General features: G+C 60.0%; 8 protein-coding genes. 1 reads left to right on the forward strand and 7 read right to left on the reverse strand.

Going from position 1 to position 15,479, the window contains the following annotated elements; translation table 11 throughout:
• Nucleotides 1-17: 17 nt before the first annotated feature.
• The 3 genes from ACMXYH_RS15845 to ACMXYH_RS15855 form a co-directional block, all read right to left on the reverse strand.
• On the reverse strand, nt 18-926 hold the full coding sequence (locus ACMXYH_RS15845) for a zeta toxin family protein (RefSeq protein WP_415764069.1): 909 nt from the start codon (nt 924-926) through the stop codon (nt 18-20).
• A gap of 128 nt (nt 927-1,054) precedes the next feature.
• Nucleotides 1,055-3,334: an ATP-dependent DNA helicase gene (locus ACMXYH_RS15850; protein WP_415764070.1), complete on the reverse strand. Its 2,280-nt coding sequence runs from the start codon at nt 3,332-3,334 to the stop codon at nt 1,055-1,057.
• Nucleotides 3,331-4,983: a VRR-NUC domain-containing protein gene (locus ACMXYH_RS15855; RefSeq protein ID WP_415764071.1), complete on the reverse strand. Its 1,653-nt coding sequence runs from the start codon at nt 4,981-4,983 to the stop codon at nt 3,331-3,333. The genes ACMXYH_RS15850 and ACMXYH_RS15855 overlap by 4 nt, the downstream gene beginning before the upstream one ends.
• Nucleotides 4,984-5,204: 221 nt before the next feature.
• On the opposite strand from ACMXYH_RS15855, the gene ACMXYH_RS15860 reads away from it, so the two are divergent.
• Entirely contained in the window at nt 5,205-5,429 is a 225-nt protein-coding gene (locus ACMXYH_RS15860) for a YgdI/YgdR family lipoprotein (protein WP_129444202.1), read from the forward strand.
• 100 nt (nt 5,430-5,529) lie between these two features.
• Here the strand turns inward: ACMXYH_RS15860 and ACMXYH_RS15865 are convergent, their stop codons facing one another.
• The 4 genes from ACMXYH_RS15865 to ACMXYH_RS15880 all read right to left on the reverse strand — a co-directional run bounded on the left by ACMXYH_RS15865 (nt 5,530) and on the right by ACMXYH_RS15880 (nt 15,416).
• Complete coding sequence (locus ACMXYH_RS15865) at nt 5,530-7,383, reverse strand: polyurethane esterase (RefSeq protein WP_415764072.1); 1,854 nt, start codon at nt 7,381-7,383, stop codon at nt 5,530-5,532.
• 95 nt (nt 7,384-7,478) lie between these two features.
• Nucleotides 7,479-9,167 carry a polyurethane esterase gene (locus ACMXYH_RS15870; protein ID WP_415764073.1) on the reverse strand — a complete coding sequence of 563 codons (1,689 nt, stop codon included), beginning with the start codon at nt 9,165-9,167 and terminating at the stop codon, nt 7,479-7,481.
• Between the two features lie 23 nt (nt 9,168-9,190).
• A complete protein-coding gene (locus ACMXYH_RS15875; RefSeq protein WP_415764074.1) occupies nt 9,191-12,238 on the reverse strand; it encodes an autotransporter domain-containing protein in 3,048 nt (1,015 codons plus the stop codon).
• Nucleotides 12,239-12,458: 220 nt separating this feature from the next.
• Nucleotides 12,459-15,416 (reverse strand): autotransporter domain-containing protein, encoded by a 2,958-nt coding sequence (locus ACMXYH_RS15880; RefSeq protein ID WP_415764075.1) that lies wholly within the window; start codon nt 15,414-15,416, stop codon nt 12,459-12,461.
• Nucleotides 15,417-15,479 lie beyond the last annotated feature (63 nt).

Raw genomic sequence — 15,479 nt, forward strand, 5'->3', positions numbered from 1 at the left:
GACTCTCGTCGTACGTGTTATCGATTCACGTGTTTGACGATGTAGGCGTAGAGATCGTTGTAGACGAAATTCGGAACATGCGAAGCATGAGTCGCAATCTTGCACAGTGCCAGATGGCACTCTTTGACCACTTCGTCGCGATCGCTCACCGCGAAGACATGGTTGTCGATGATGCTGGAATAGACGCTGTACGCAAAATCCACCTTGGTTGTCGTTGTGGTGACGGAGCCGTCGGCAGCTTTGGTGTAGGTACTCTGGGCAATCAAGGTCCGCTCGTTCAACACGCCGAACCCGCGTTCGTACACATTGATTTGCGAGCCGCTAACCGCCTTTGCAGCCGTCTCGAAGGCCAGGATGATCGCAGGCGCATAACTCATGCTGGCATTCAGCTTCGATACCGTGAGAAACCGTTCCATTTTCTGGTCTTCAAGGCTTTTGAACGCTCGTTTAATGCTCGACACATGAGCAAACTCTTGAGTGCAGCCAACGATGTGAGTCTCGAATTGATAGCCGGCGGCGGTCGCCGAAGTCGCAAAAGCAACGAAATCGACACTGTCGAACGCACATTCCATGATGATGTTGAATTTATCCGTGAAGGCCTGCGTAAAGATCTTCCTACTGACTTCACGAACAAATGCCTCGGTATGCTCATACGCATGCAAGACGCCAAGTTTGATCATCTCTGTGTATTGGGGGTGTTTCTTGCGGTAGTCGGGCAGGTAAAGGCGAACATAGTTTTCGTAGCGTTTTGAAGGCAGCAGGTTCTTTTCCAGCAGATAGGTTTTGCCTGACCCTTGCAGCCCGGCAACGACCAGAATTTTTGGGGTTGCCTCGGCCGTGATGCCGCTGAACAGTGTCACTTTTATTTCATTGAATGCTGCGGTGACTTGCTCAGGGGTGTACGTGTATTTCGGTGCTACTGACATATCTTGATTTCCTTATCAAAGATTCAGCTTGAAAGTGATGACTGGCTCTTTGAATAAAGACGGCATTCACTGATTGTTCAAACGGGCCTTTCTTTCAAGATATGTCGATGTTTTTAAAGTAAAAAATCCTACTCGATAGCGTGCAAAATCCTCGGAGCAATCGACCACCAGCGCGGCAGTAACTGCTTGACCTTGCTATCGCCAAACCGGTCATCGATCAACATCACCACCCCTTGATCCTGCTGGGTGCGGATCACCCTCCCCGCCGCCTGCACCACTTTCTGCACACCGGGAAACAGGTAGGTGTAGTCATAACCGGCGCCGAAAATCGCCGCCATGCGCTGTTTCAACTGCTCGTTGACCGGATTGAGTTGCGCCAGTCCGAGGGTGGCGATAAACGCTCCGATCAGCCGCGCGCCCGGCAAGTCGATGCCTTCGCCAAACGCCCCGCCCAACACCGCGAAACCGACGCCCTGACTCTCGGCGGTGAACTGATCGAGAAAGTCCTGTCGCTGCCCTTCCCCCATGCCCCGGGACTGCGACCACAGATGGATGTGTGGATGTTTCTCGGCCAGCAACTGCGCCACTTGCTGCAAATAATCGAAGCTGCTGAAAAACGCCAGGTAATTGCCAGGACGTTGGCTGAACTGCCGGGCAATCAGCTCGACGATCGGCGCAAGGGAAGACTGGCGATGGACGAATCGCGTAGAGATCTGGCTGACGATGTGCACTTGCAGCTGATCGGCGTGAAATGGCGATTCAACGTCTATCCACACCGTGTTCACCGGCGTGCCCAGCAGGTCGGCATAGTAGTGGCGAGGGCTCAGGGTCGCGGAAAACAGCACGCTGCTGCGTGCTGCCGTCAAGCGCGGGCGGATGAAGCCGGCGGGCACCACGTTGCGCAGGCACAGCTGCGACAGGTTGCGCTGGCGGTCGAGGTCGCGCTTGCTGATGTCGAACAGAAACTGTTCATCAAAGAGCTCGGCCACCCGGCAAAATTGCAGCATGTCGAAATAGAAGTTCTGTAACGCTCCGTCCAGGCCTTGCGGATGATCGTTCAGGTAGTCGCCGATGCTCGCGCTGCACGACGACAACGCCTGGAGCAGTTTTTCCGGCGCCTTGTCATAGGCCTGATAGGCGCCGAGTTGCAGGTTATGCAGGGCATTCCACTCACGGTTGACCCGTTGCAAGGATTTTTTCAACGCCTCAGGCGCGGTTTTTCGTGCGCCGCTGAGGGTCGATTGGTCAAGGCTGGCGCTGTACATCTGCCGGCCCCGCTCCACCAGATTGTGCGCTTCGTCCACCAGCACCGCGACTTTCCAGTTATTGGCCTGGGCCAGCCCGAACAGCAGCGCGCTGAAATCGAAATAGTAGTTGTAATCGGCGACCACCACGTCTGCCCAGCGGGCCATTTCCTGGCTCAGGTAGTAGGGACAGACGTCGTGTTGCAGGGCAACCTCGCGCAAAGCGTTCTGGTTCAGCAGGGACAACTTGCTGGCCGCCTGGCGAGCGGCGGGCAAACGATCATAAAACCCCTGGGCCAGCGGGCAGGATTCTCCGTGACAGGCTTTGTCCGGATGCTCGCAGGCTTTGTCCCGGGCGATCATTTCGAGCACCCGCAAGGGTGGCGCGTCGGCGCTGTCGAGGATCACTTGCGCGGCGTCCAGCGCCAGTTTGCGCCCCGGGGTTTTCGCCGTGAGGAAGAACACCTTGTCCAATTGCTGCGGCGCCAGGGCCTTGAGCATGGGGAACAGCGTGCCGACCGTCTTGCCGATCCCCGTAGGCGCCTGAGCCATCAAGCAACGACCGGTGCTGACGGCCTTGAACACCGATTCCGCCAGATGACGTTGCCCGGGTCGAAAGTCGGCATGGGGAAACGCCAGTTGTTGCGCGGCCCGATTACGCCCTTCGCGATGAGCCATTTCCTGCTCGGCCCAGAGCAGGAACAAGGCGCAATGTTGTTCGAAGAACAGCCGCAGTTGCGCGGCGCTGAAAGCCTCGACCAGGCAGGTTTCCTTTTCATTGACGATGTTGAAGTACACCAGGGCCAGATTGATCTTCGCCAGCTGCAGTTTCTGGCACATCAACCAGCCGTAAATCTTCGCCTGCGCCCAGTGCAGCTGACGGTGGTTGGCCGGTTGCTTGCTCAAGTCGCCGCGATAGGTTTTGACTTCTTCCAGGCAATTTTGCGCGGGGTCGTAGCCGTCGGCCCGGCCCTTTACCTTTAACGTTTGATACAGGCCTTCAAGCGCGACTTCACTCTGGTAGCCCTCGCTGCGCCGGGACGCCACCGTACGGTGGCCGACAATCCCTTCCAGCGCCGTCGGCGAAGGCGTAAAACGCAGGTCGAGGTCACCGACCTTGGCGGTGAACTCACACAGCGCCCGCACCGCGATGCTGTAACTCAAGCGCTCTGCTCCGCCCATTGCACGTAGCAGACGGCAATCGGCATCTGGTGCTCATGGCAGAACTCGAGCCAGCGCAATTGATTGTCTTGCAGGCGATCACCGGGGCCTTTGACTTCGATCATCCGGTAGGTTTTGTCCTGCGGCCAAAACTGGATCAGGTCTGGCATGCCGGCGCGATTGGCCTTGATGTCCAACAGCAGTCGATTGAACCAGTGCTTGAGGTGTTCGGCCGGCAGGCAATCGAGTGCCTGATCGAGCAATTCTTCGCTCAGCACACCCCAGAACACGAAGGGCGATTGCACGCCCCACTTGCTGGCATAGCGTTGACGAATCGTCTGGCGGTAACGCCCGTCATCGAGTTCAGACAGGCAACCCTGGAACAGCTCCGCGCGGCGTGCGTGAAAGTCCTCATTGTGCAGATCCACCGGCCCACGCTGGAACGGGTGGAAAAACGCCCCCGGCAACGGCGCGAAAATCGCCGGCCAGCACAGCAGACCGAACAGCGAGTTGATCAGGCTGTTTTCGACGTAATGCACCGGTGCCGACTCTTGCGCCAAATGCGCCTGAACGTAAGACTCCACCGACAACGCCGGGTCGGTTCTGGGCAGTTGCAGGTCCAGGCGCAGCATCTCCCGTGGGGACGAGCGCTTTATCACCGGCCCGCCCAACTTGCGCCGCAGCCTGGGCAGCACACGCAGCAATTGTTGCTGTTCGGCGGCACTTTCCGGCGATTGCTCCACCGCGGCGGCCAGGTCCATGGCCAGCTGGAATTCACCGCAGCGCTCCAACACGCGAATCAACCGCAGGCGCGCGCCGGGATAGGCACACTCGCGGTAGATCGCCAGTGCGGTAGAGAAATCCGCCATGCGCTCGCAGTGCTGACCTATCTGGAATAACAATTTGCCGCGACGTCGTTGCAGCCAGGGATTGCTCAGCGCCAGCCCTTTTATCTGCTCGACAATGCCGTCCACGGCTTCGCCGGCCTCGAAATGCTGCTGACACTCATAAAGGAAGAGGCAGGCGTCCACGTCGTCACGGCTGCGCAGGCCTCGGGAGTCGGCGCAGAACTCGACTTTTTCATAGGTAAAGATGCCCAGGTCAGCCAGCACGAACTCGGACCAGTCCTGGTACAGATTGCCGAAAAACATCAAGCGCAGGCGGTCGCACAGGCCCATGATGGTCAGGCTGAACAATCGGTCATCCAGCGACGGGCACCACTGGCCGAAGCTGTGAGCCTGAGGAAACTGTTCGCTCAATGCGGGCAGCCAATCGGTCTTTCTTCCTTTTGGTTGATCGATGGTGGTGCCAAAACACTGGAGAATTTCGGCCTTGAGCAACACCTCGAACAGCGCTTCGATCGACAGCGGCGATTGCTCATCGATCCAGCCCAGCGCCAGCAGTGGGCCGGCGGCGATGGCGATGTCGCCGATTTCGACATAATGCAGCTTGCTCGCCCGGAAGTGATTCCCCTTGCGCATCACCATCCTGACCAGCAGCGCCCTGGACTCACGGGGCAACCGCTTGAACTCGCGAATGAAGTGTTGCTCTTCGACGCTCAGCACATCGGCATAGCGATGCTCAAGCCAATCAAGCACTTGCATGAAGTTGTTCAAGTAGTAGAACGGATCGTCGAGAGGGTTTGCAGTCACAGGAAAAAGGCCATGGCGAGCGAGTACTGGTTATGCGTACAGATACCAGCTACGCCCTGCCCGGTGCAAACGGAAAAGGATCAGCGGCGGCGTTATTCGGTAATTTTTCGGATGGCTATGAACTTTCTGCCGATCCATCGCACCAACCGCGTTAGAGGTACAGTGACGATTGATTTCGCTCGTGGCAGTCGCGCTGTTTTTTTGAAGGATGAGAGGTGGTTATGAATATCAAGACTCTGGGCTTGCCCCTGGCGGTAGCGGCCTTTTTGGCCCTGGCCGGTTGCTCGACACCAACGGTTGTGACGCTGCAGAACGGCACCCAGTATTTGACCAAGGACACGCCGAAAACCAAGACCAAGGACGGCTTCTTCGAGTTCGAAGATATTTCCGGGGCGAAAGTGAAGGTCAAGGCCGATGAAGTGACCACGATTCGACAGGAAGACTGAACAGCAAAATCAAAAGATCGCAGGCTGCGCCAGCTCCTACACCCACGACCGGCGTAGGAGCTGACGAAGCCTGCGATCTTTTGATGGTGTGGCAGCAAACCTAGGCGATAACGATTACCCCGCCCGGCAAGCTATCCAGCCCAACCCCGACCAACGTCACCGAATCCCCCCCAAACGTCAGCACCGTGTCGTGCCCCACCGCCGTGGCATGCGCCCGATAGTCGTCGTTCGGCGTCACCCCCTGAACCCCGAGAAATACCAGTTTGTCGCTGGCCTGGTAGCCAACCACCCGGTCCTGACCAAACGCACCGCTAAACAGGAACGTATCGATCCCGCCTCCCGATTCCAGCAAGTCATTACCGGCCCCGCCGACAAACACATCGTTGCCCTTGCCGCCGAGCAAATGGTCGTTGCCGTCCAGCCCCAACAACCAATCGCCACCCGCGTGAGCCGTGAGCGTATCGGCTCCGGCCCCGCCCTTCACTGTGGACGCGTACTGAGTCAGGTTGTTGCCCGCCTTGAGGCCTTCGGCAGTGACGCTGTGGGTCACGTCATCCTTGAACACCCCCCACAGAAACCCTGGCTCCTTGGTCACGAGGCTGCCGATGTCGCGGGTAATACTGATGCCGCCATTGAGATCGCGGATGTACAGGTTGCCGGCGCCGTCATTGGCGAAGTCGAAGTTTTTCACCGACTGCTGCACATCCAGCACGTTGTTGCCCTTGCCGCCCAACAGGATGTTGTAACCACCACCGTCGCGGAAGGTGTCGTTGCCATCGCGGCCTTCCAGGTAGTCATTGCCCTTGCCACCCTGGATCAGATCGTTGCCGTCACTGCCGATGATGAAGGTGCTGCCCTTGTGGGTTTCAGCGTTGCGATTCAGATCCTGAACCCAAGTGTTGGCGCGCGCCGGGTCCGACAGATTGGCGACGATGATCGTCGAGTCTTTACTGGTGAGGTCGTAGAACTTCGACTCGATCACCCGGTTCATGCCGTCGCCATAGGCGGTGGGCAAGTGCGAGATCCAGGTCGGGATGTTGAGGATCGAAAACGGCAGCACATTCCACGCTGTCGAGGCGTAGTGGTCGTTGAAGCTGACGATGTTATCGGTCGTCGAAACCTTGGCGGCATCGTGCACGCCCACCGACGACAGGTTGAACGATGAACCGTCGAGGGCGCGGTACACCGGGTCGTTTTCGTAACCGACGTTCAGCACTTTGTCGGTGCCGCTTTGGGTCGGCGAGGCGTAGGCAATGTAGTTGGAATCCTGGTAGAACCCGGCCCACTTGTCGTTGCTCAAATCCGCCAGGCTGTTGACCGCCAGCCCGCCGAGGCTGTGACCGCTGACCAGCACGTCCTTGCCCGACAGGCCATTGGCCCGGGCAAAGGCCGCAACGTCGCCAAGCAGGTTGCCGAAGGCTTCGCCGACGTAGTTACTGGCGTAATCCTTGGGCCCTAGCGCCGCCAGCAGATCATTGATCACATCGCCGATGGAGTCGCTGATCTGGCTTTCTCGTGGGCCGCTAGTGCCGCGAAAGGCGATACCGATTTCGCTAAGATGCCCCTGCGCGTCGTACTTGCCGAGGATTTCCACCTGAGCGCTGGTGTACCCGGCCTTTTCGCCGAAGAACGTTCCGCGTGCGTCGACCTTGCCGTCATAGCCCAGTTGCGTGGCGGTGATCGGCGTCCAGCCGGCTTTCTGCACCGCGTCCAGTGCGGCTTTTTCCGAATCGGGATTCCATGGGATTCCGGGAATGACGCCCTGGGAGTCGGTGCCACCGATCAGTGCGGTCACCAGTGTCGCCGGCAAGCCAAGGCCGAAGCCGTTGTGCTGATAGCCGGTGGCAAAGCCGTTATCCAGGTTGTGATAGGAATACAGCGTGATCGCCATCGCGTCGGTAAATAACGCTTTGGAATCGGCTGTACCGAAGTTTTTGTAGTTGTACACACCCATTGGTATTGCCTCTCTCTTTGTTGGAATTGTTAGAGATAGCTCACAACCAGGACGCCCGATCATGAGGCGCCCCGGAGCATTTAGTGCATGCAGCCTCAGGCAAACGTAATGCCTGAAGCCGACAGGTTATCCAGTCCCACCCCCACCAGGGTCACGGCAAAGTCGCCAATCTTCAGCACCGTGTCATGGCCCGACTGCGAAGCGTGTTGCGTGAAGTCATAACCCTGCCCCGCGCCCTGAACGCCCATGAACAGCAGTTTGTCGTTGCTCTGGTAGCCATTGATTACGTCGAAACCAAAGGCGCCGCTGAACAGGAACGTGTTGTTGCCACCTGAGGCCTGCATTACGTCATTGCCCGCGCCACCGACGAAGGTCACGTGGCTTTTGTCACTGCGCAGCAGATCGTTGCCGGCATTGCCGAACAACCAGTCGCCGTCGACGCTGGCTGCCAGTGTATTGCCGTAGGCATCACCGTTAAGCGAGTGGTTGTAGGGGGTCAGTTCACTGCCGTTGAGCAAACCGTTGGCGGTGACGCTGTAAGTCACCTCCTTGCTGCCCCACCATGAGCCCGACTCTTTACTGACTAGCGCGCCAATGTCGCGGGTCATGCTGATGCCGCCATAGGCATCACGCACGTACAGCGTGCCGTCGCCGTCGTTGGCAAAGCTGAAGTTCTGCAACGGCTTCTGCAATTCGAAGGTGTTGCTGCCCTTGCCGCCCAGCAGGAGGTTGTAGCCACCGTCATCGCGGAACCGGTCATTGCCATCGCGGCCTTCGATGAAGTCATTGCCAGCACCGCCCTTGAGCAGGTCGTTGCTGTCGGTGCCGATGATGAATGTGCTGCCGGTGTGAGGTTCGCCGCTGCGTCCAAGGTCCTCGACCCAGGTCTTGCCCCGGGACGCTTGCGCCAGGTTGGACACGATCAGCGTCGAGTCCTTGTCGGTGAGGTCGTAGAAACGCGAGTCGATCACCCGGTTCAACCCGTCGGCATAACCCAGCGAGCCGTGAGCCGACCAGTTCAGCGGGTTGAGGATGCTGAACGGCACCAGGTTCTGCGAGGTGGACGCGTACTGGTCATTGAAGTTGACGATGTTGTTGGTCGCCGAGTCCTGATGTCCGTCGTGCTTGCCCAAGGATCCGCTGCTGAACGTGGTGCCGTCGAGTACCCGAAACACTGGATCGTTCTCGTAACCGATGTTCAGCACGTTGTTGCCGGTAGCGCTCTGGGTCGGCGAGGCGAAGGCAACGTAGTTGGCCTCCTTGAAGAAACCGCCCCAGTTGTTGCCGCTCAGTTCGGCGAGGCTATTGACGCCCAATCCACCGAGACTGTGACCGCTGACCAGCACATCCCTGGCGTTCAGGCCATGGGCGAGCGCAAACGTAGCGACGTCCTTGAGCAAATTGTCGAAAGCGTTTTTCGCGTAGTTCGTCGCGTAATCCACCGGGCCGACAGCAGCCAGCAGGTTGTTTTTCATGTCGCCGAAGGTGTCGCTGTAACCCAGGCCGCCGGTGCCACGAAAGGCAATGCCGATACCGATCAGCTTGCCCGCCGCGTCGTACTTGCCGAGCACTTCGGCTTCGGCGCTGGTGAAGCCATCCTTCTCACCATAGTAGGTGCCTTGTGCGCCGACCTTGCCTTGATAACCCAGCTGCGTGGCGCCAATCGGCGCCCAACCGGTCGCCGGCAGCGGTTTACCTGTTGGCGTGTACGCATACAGCGTCAGCGCGATGGCGTCGCTGTACAACGCCTTGCCGTCAGCATTTTTGTAATCAAACAGTCCCATAGGTTTGCTTCCTTTACGTTAAATCAGAACTGCCAGTCGAGTGTCAGACCCACACCGTGGTCTTTCTCGTTGGAGCCAAGCAGTCCGTTGTAATCCAGGCTCAAACGAACGTCCTGCGCCACCGCCAAACCGGCCCGCGCACCCACAACGGCGGCGTTACGATCCAGGGAAACGCTCTGCACGCTGAACGCGGTATTGCCGTTGGCGAAGGCCAGGTGATCTTCGGAACGGGTGTTGCTCAGGTTGTGCTGCCAGCCCAGCGTGCCGGACAGTTCCAGCTGCTGTTTGTCCGACAGGGCAATCGCTTTGCTCGCCCGCAGGCCGAGGGTCGAGAGCACGGCGTCGCGGTTGTCTTCGCCACCCTTGAGCGCCGCGGCATCACCTTTCTCGGTGAAGCTGTCGCTGTTCAAGTGCACGTAAGCCAGGTTGGCGAACGGTTCCAGCGCCAGCGGTTGCAGGTCCAGGCGATACGCCGCTTCGGTAAACAGTTGCGCAGTCGTCGCATCGCGTTTGGATTTCTGTTTACCGCTGACGTCGCCGAATTGCAGGTCACGCTTCACGTCAATGCGATGCCAGCTGTATGCGCCGCCGACGCTCAGACGCAGCGCATCGATTTCTTGGCCCAGATAGGCGCCCAAGTGGTAGCTGTCGACCGAGGCGGACGAATGCGTGCCATCGCCCATGCTCAACGAACTGTCGCTGTAACCGGTCACGAAACCCAGCCGCGTATTTTCAGTGATCAGACCGTCGACACCGGCCAGCAAGCCGCCGATGGAGCTGTTGGAACTGGCGTTGTCATGCCCGCCATCGCTCTTGCCCCAGGCGCCGAGGACTTTGACCCAGGCGTTGCTACGGTCATCGGTGGGTGCCGCAGCGTTGAACAGATCACGCTCGCGCAGGCGTTCGCCGACGGCATCGCGCAGGTAACGGCTGTCGTTGATCAACAACGTGCCGATCGCCGGGTGAATCTCACCGGACAGTTGCTGAAAGGCTTGTTGCGCGACGGCGGCGGTCGGCGAAAGCAGCAAGGTTTCATAGAGCGCATTGCCGGCGCCCAGTTGCTCGGCGGCCGCGGCGACGGCGCGTTGGTTCGGCGTTTGGCCGACGCTGGCGAAGGACGCTGCGTTGCGCTCTACCGCCAGTTGGATGCCATTGGCCGAGTAGCCGAGTGCGCCTCCGATGAACAGATAATCCGGTAGCACGGCGCCGAAACGCCCTTCGATCCCGCCGGCCGCTTGCAGAATGTTGTATTGGTTGCCGAGCAAGGATTTCACTTCGCTGGTGGTCAGCAAGGTCGGGCTATTTTCCAGAGACAGGCTGACGGTAGCGCCGTCGATCACGGCTTTACCGCCCGCCACGATCTGATCGCTGCTGGTCGGCGACAACTCCACGGCGTACGTCGAGCCAGGTTCGAAGGTGACGTCGCCCGCCACCTGCAAGGTGCCGATGGAATTGCCAGGCGCCACGGTGCCACCGCTTTTCGCGGTCAATGCACCGATGCGGCCATTACCGCCGAGGATCCCGCTGTCGTTGACGGTGACCGCCGAGAGCAGCGAGCCGTTGATTGCCAGGCGGCCCTGATTGACCAGGGTCGGGCCGACGTAAGTGTTGGCGCCGGTCAGCACCAGCGTGCCGATGCCCTGCTTGGTCAGGCCACCATGGCCGGAAATGTCGTTGCGCCACGTGTCGAGGCCGCAGTGCACGTCATTGCACACGCGTTCGGTCGGTTTGCCCGCGTCGATAATCGCGCCGATCCCCGGCAAGTCCGCCACAAACTGGCTCGAACCGTAGGCACCCTGGATGCGGAACTCCTCGGGAATGTCTTGCTCGGTGACCAACATCGCCGGGCCATCGATGCCTTTGCGCAGGTTGATCATGCCCCAGCCGTACAGCGAATCGACACCTGGCGCACCGAGGTCGGTGGCCGTGGTGCGCATCACGCTGGCGACCTGGGCGCCGGTCATGTACGGGAAGCGTTCCATCAGCACGGCCATGGAACCGGTGACATGCGGCGCCGCCATTGAGGTGCCGTTGTAGTTGGCGTAGCCGGTGGTCAGGTTGTCGGCGTTGGTACCGCTGATGATCGAGCTGTAGATCTTGCTGCCCGGTGCGGACACGCAAAAGCTTGCTGTGTAGCCGCAACGCGATGAGAAGGTGCTGATGTTGTAGAGGTCCGGGCTGTTGAGGTTCGGGTTTTTCTGCAACGCCGCCACGGTGACCCAGTTCGGCGCGATGTCCGGGACGAAATAGCCCAGGCCTGCGATAGCGTCCGGGTTGTTGAGGTTGTAGTCGTTGCCGGCCGCGAAGATCGTCACGATACCGCTGCGGGCCGCCGCGATGGCGCCATCGTAGGCTCCACCCGGTTTGGTCCCGAGCAACGGTCGGATCTCGTTGAACTGCAATTGCGCGTCTTGCACGGTGAAATGCGGGTAGGCGGGGTTGCGTCCGCCGAGGTCGAAGCGATCGGTGATGCCGATGCCCCAACTGTTGTTGATGATCCGCGCGCCGCTGGCGATCAAGGCATCCCAACCGGCCTTGTAGACCGCGCCGTCGTTGCCGCGAATGATGCCGTCTTCCGGGCCCGGATCTCCGTTGTCCGCACTGATGATCTGCGAGCCAAACGCCACGCCATGCATCGGGCCTCCATCGCGACTGCCGGCAGCGATTCCGCCAACGTGGGTGCCGTGGGCACCCAGCTTGCCGTCGGAACCGATCGAGGGCGAGCCATCGTAGCGAAAGGCGTCTCCCGCTTTCACCGGGATGTACGGGTCGGTGTATTCGCGGATGCCGCTGGTGACCAGAGTGATCACTTTGTTCGGGCCGGAAAACTCCGGATGCGCGGCGTAGACCGGTTGATCGAAGATCCCCAGCTTCACGCCTTTACCGGTGTAACCGGCGGCGTAGGCCTCTTGTGCGTTGACCGCTCCCAGCCCCCAATCGGCATTGAATTCAGTGCTGCGCCAACTGTTGGGATCGCCCGCTCTACCGTTTTCCACGTAAGGCGCCGCTTGCGCGGTACCGAGGGTGGCCAATGCGCAGAGCAAGGCAACGTTGTTGTGCTTGTTATTCATCCAGCTACCGTCCTTAGTTGTGTTGCCAAAATCCCTGTGCCTTCAAAGCACCCATTTCTATTTGTGAATCACGCCCCTTGTAGCAGCTGGCGCAGCCTGCGTCCGGCTGCGCAGCAGTCGTAAACCCTGAATGCACGGTGTAACTGATGGACCGCAGTGTCTGATTTTGCGACTGCTTCGCAGCCGGACGCAGGCTGCGCCAGCTGCTACAGGTTCTGCATTAAAACTGCCAATTGAGGCTGAGGCCTACTCCATGGCTTTTCTCGCGGCTGGCCAGTTGGCCGGTGTAATCGAGGTTCAAGCGGATGTCCCGGCTCAGGGCGAGGCTGGCATGGGCGCCCAGCAGCGCCGCATCACGCACCATTGGCGAACTCTCCACGGAAAATGCTGTGCTGTCGCCGGCAAACGCCAGGTGCTCTTCAGAATCGGTATGGCTCAGGTTGTGCTGCCAGCCGAGGCTGCCGCTCAGGTCCAGTTTCTGCTGGCCGGAGAGGTTCACGGTTTTCAATGCGCGCACGCCCAACGTGCTGAGCACCGCGTCACGCGTGTCGCCACTGCTTTTCAGTGCGGCGGCGTCACCTTTCTCGGTGAAACCTTCGGTGTCGAGGTGCACGTAAGCCAGATTTGCGAAAGGTTCGAGCGCCAGCGCTTGCAGGTTCAGGCGATACGCCGCTTCACCGAACACTTGGGTGGTCCCGGCATCGACCTTGGCTTTCTGTTTGGCGCTGACGTCGCCGTATTGCAGGTCACGTTTGACGTCGGCCCGATGCCAGCTGTAGGCACCGCCGGCACTCAGACGCCAGGCACCTGACTCGCGGCCGGCATAAGCACCCAGGTGATAGCTGTCGACCTTGGCCGATGAGTGAGTGCCAGAGCCCATGCTCACCGAGCTGTCGCTATAGCCGGTGACCAGACCGATCCGGGTTTGCTCATCGAGCGCTCCGTCGACACCGGCGAGCAAGCCGCCAATCGAGGTGGTGTAACCGGCGGTGTCATGGCGCTCATCAGTTTTGCCCCAAGCGCCCAGCGCCTTGATCCAGCCATTGCTTTGAGTGCCTTGGGCGTCAATCAGTCGCTCGCCGACAGCATCACGCAGGTAGCGGCTGTCGTTAATCAGTACCGATCCCAGCGCCGGATAGATTTCCCCCGACAACTGCTGAAACGCCTGTTGGGCGGACGTCGCGGTGGGCGACAGCAGCAGGCTTTCGTAAACCGGATTGCCCGCCCCTAGCCCTTCCACGTCGGAGGCTACGGCGCGCTGGTTCGGCGTTTGGCCGACGCTGGCGAAGGTCGTGTCGTTGCGCTCGACACTCAGTTGAATGCCGGTGGCGGCGTAATCGAGGCTGCCGCCGATGAACAGGTAGTTGGGCAGCACCGCGCCGAACTGACCTTGAACGCCGCCGGCCGCTTGCAGGATGGTGTACTGATGACCGAGCAGGCTTTGCACTTGTTGAGTGCTGAGCAAGGTCGGGCTATTTTCCAGTGACAGGCTGACGGTCGCGCCGCTGACCGTGGCCGTGCCGCCCGCGACGATCCGGTCGCTGTCGGTCGCCGATAGCTCCACCGCGTAAGTCGAGCCCGGCGCAAACGTGACGTCGCCGATGACCTGCAAGGTGCCAATGGAGTTGCCGGGCGCAACCGTAGCGCCGCGGTTGGCGGTCAGTGAGCCGACGCGTCCCGACCCACCCAGCGTGCCGCGGTCATTGACGGTCACTTGCGATGCCAGCGAACCGTTGACCGACAGCAGACCGCCATTCACCGTGGTCGGCCCGCGATAAGTGCTGTTGCCGGTCAGCATCAGGCGTCCGACACCGGATTTGATCAGGCTGCCTTCGTAGACCCGAGTGGAGGCGGCGAGATCGCGTGCCGAGCCCACCGCATAGTCGGTCTGGTCCTGCTGGCTGGCACCGACCGGTACACCGTTTTCCCAACCTTTGGTCTTCAGTGTCTGTTGCCAGGCACTGTGTTCCGCCGCGTCTTCGCTCTGACGCTGAATCAGCGCCTTGTCGGCGATGTCGTTGCTCCAGACATCGCTCTGCCCTGCCCCCAGATTGGCGTCGAAACGTCCAAGTAATTGCCCCGGCCCGCGCATCGCCCGTTCGAGGTTGGCCACGCCCCAGCCGACGCGGGTATTGGGCGCCTCGGTAATCGAACCGTCGAGTTGGGTCGCGGTGGTCAGCAGGGTTTCCAGCGCCTGCTGGTTGGTCATGTACGGATAGCGTTCCATCACCAGCGCCAAGGCACCGGTGGCATGCGGCGCGGACATGGAGGTGCCGGACTTGATCGCATAGCCTGCGCCGGGAATGGTGCTGTCGATCTTCGCGCCGGGGGTGGTGATGCACCAATACTTGGCGATTCCGCACTGGTTGTATTTCTGCTGGTTGCCTTGATCCAGCCCCGACACCGCCAGCCAGTGGCCTTCCAGGTCCGGCTCAAAATAAGGCAAAGCTGAGCGCACGCTGGCGTTGGGGTAACCGCTGTTACCGGCGCTGAACACGTTGATCACACCGCGCCTGGAAACGTCCGCCGCCTCATCGAGCCAGGTGCCTTTGTTCCAGTGCTGGGCGTAGGCCGCATGCAGATCGTCGAGGGTCCGATAGCTGACGTCCGGCGGTTGGCTGCCCCAGCTGTTGTTGATTGCTCGCACACCGGCATCCGCCAACGCGTTATAGACCGCTTTGAAGTAGCGTGGATCAGGGTTGGGGCCGAACAGGAAGCTGTCGTTCTTGTTGGTGTTGCCGACGTAGACCTGCGCGTTGTAGGCCACGCCGTGCATGCCGGTGTCATCGCGCGAGGCACCGATAGTGCCGGCGACGTGCGTGCCGTGGGAGTCGTTGTTGGCGTTGAGTGTGCCGTCGACATTGAACCGGGAGCCGTCAACGTAACTGCCGCTGGCGGTCACCGCGTGGTAACGGTCGGTGGCGAATTCGGGATGGGCAGCATCGAAGCCTGAATCGAGCTCGCCGATTTTCACGCCTTTGCCAGTGATGCCGGCGGCGTAGGCTTGATCGGCTTGCATGCGGGCGAGTCCCCAGTCGCGCTGGAACTCCGCCGAGCGCCAACTGGCGGCATCGCCGGGCACGCCGGTTTCCAGGTAAGCGGCTTGCACCGAGCCGGGCATTGCTGACACCAGGAGTAATAGCGTGCCGACCGACATCGGCTTGATCTGTACGTCCATGTTCACTTCTCTTTTTTTTGTTTTTTGTAGGAGCTGTCGAGTGAAACGAGGCTGCGATCTTTT

The organism is Pseudomonas frigoris (assembly GCF_047758635.1).
In the GTDB taxonomy this organism is placed as follows: Bacteria; Pseudomonadota; Gammaproteobacteria; order Pseudomonadales; family Pseudomonadaceae; genus Aquipseudomonas; species Aquipseudomonas frigoris.

Excerpts from the sequence above, each read along its gene's own strand:
- ACMXYH_RS15845 (WP_415764069.1), bottom strand. The coding sequence starts at position 926 with ATGTCAGTAGCACCGAAATACACGTACACCCCTGAGCAAGTCACCGCA.
- ACMXYH_RS15860 (WP_129444202.1), top strand. The coding sequence starts at position 5,205 with ATGAATATCAAGACTCTGGGCTTGCCCCTGGCGGTAGCGGCCTTTTTG.
- ACMXYH_RS15865 (WP_415764072.1), bottom strand. The coding sequence starts at position 7,383 with ATGGGTGTGTACAACTACAAAAACTTCGGTACAGCCGATTCCAAAGCG.
- ACMXYH_RS15870 (WP_415764073.1), bottom strand. The coding sequence starts at position 9,167 with ATGGGACTGTTTGATTACAAAAATGCTGACGGCAAGGCGTTGTACAGC.
- ACMXYH_RS15875 (WP_415764074.1), bottom strand. The coding sequence starts at position 12,238 with ATGAATAACAAGCACAACAACGTTGCCTTGCTCTGCGCATTGGCCACC.
- ACMXYH_RS15880 (WP_415764075.1), bottom strand. The coding sequence starts at position 15,416 with ATGGACGTACAGATCAAGCCGATGTCGGTCGGCACGCTATTACTCCTG.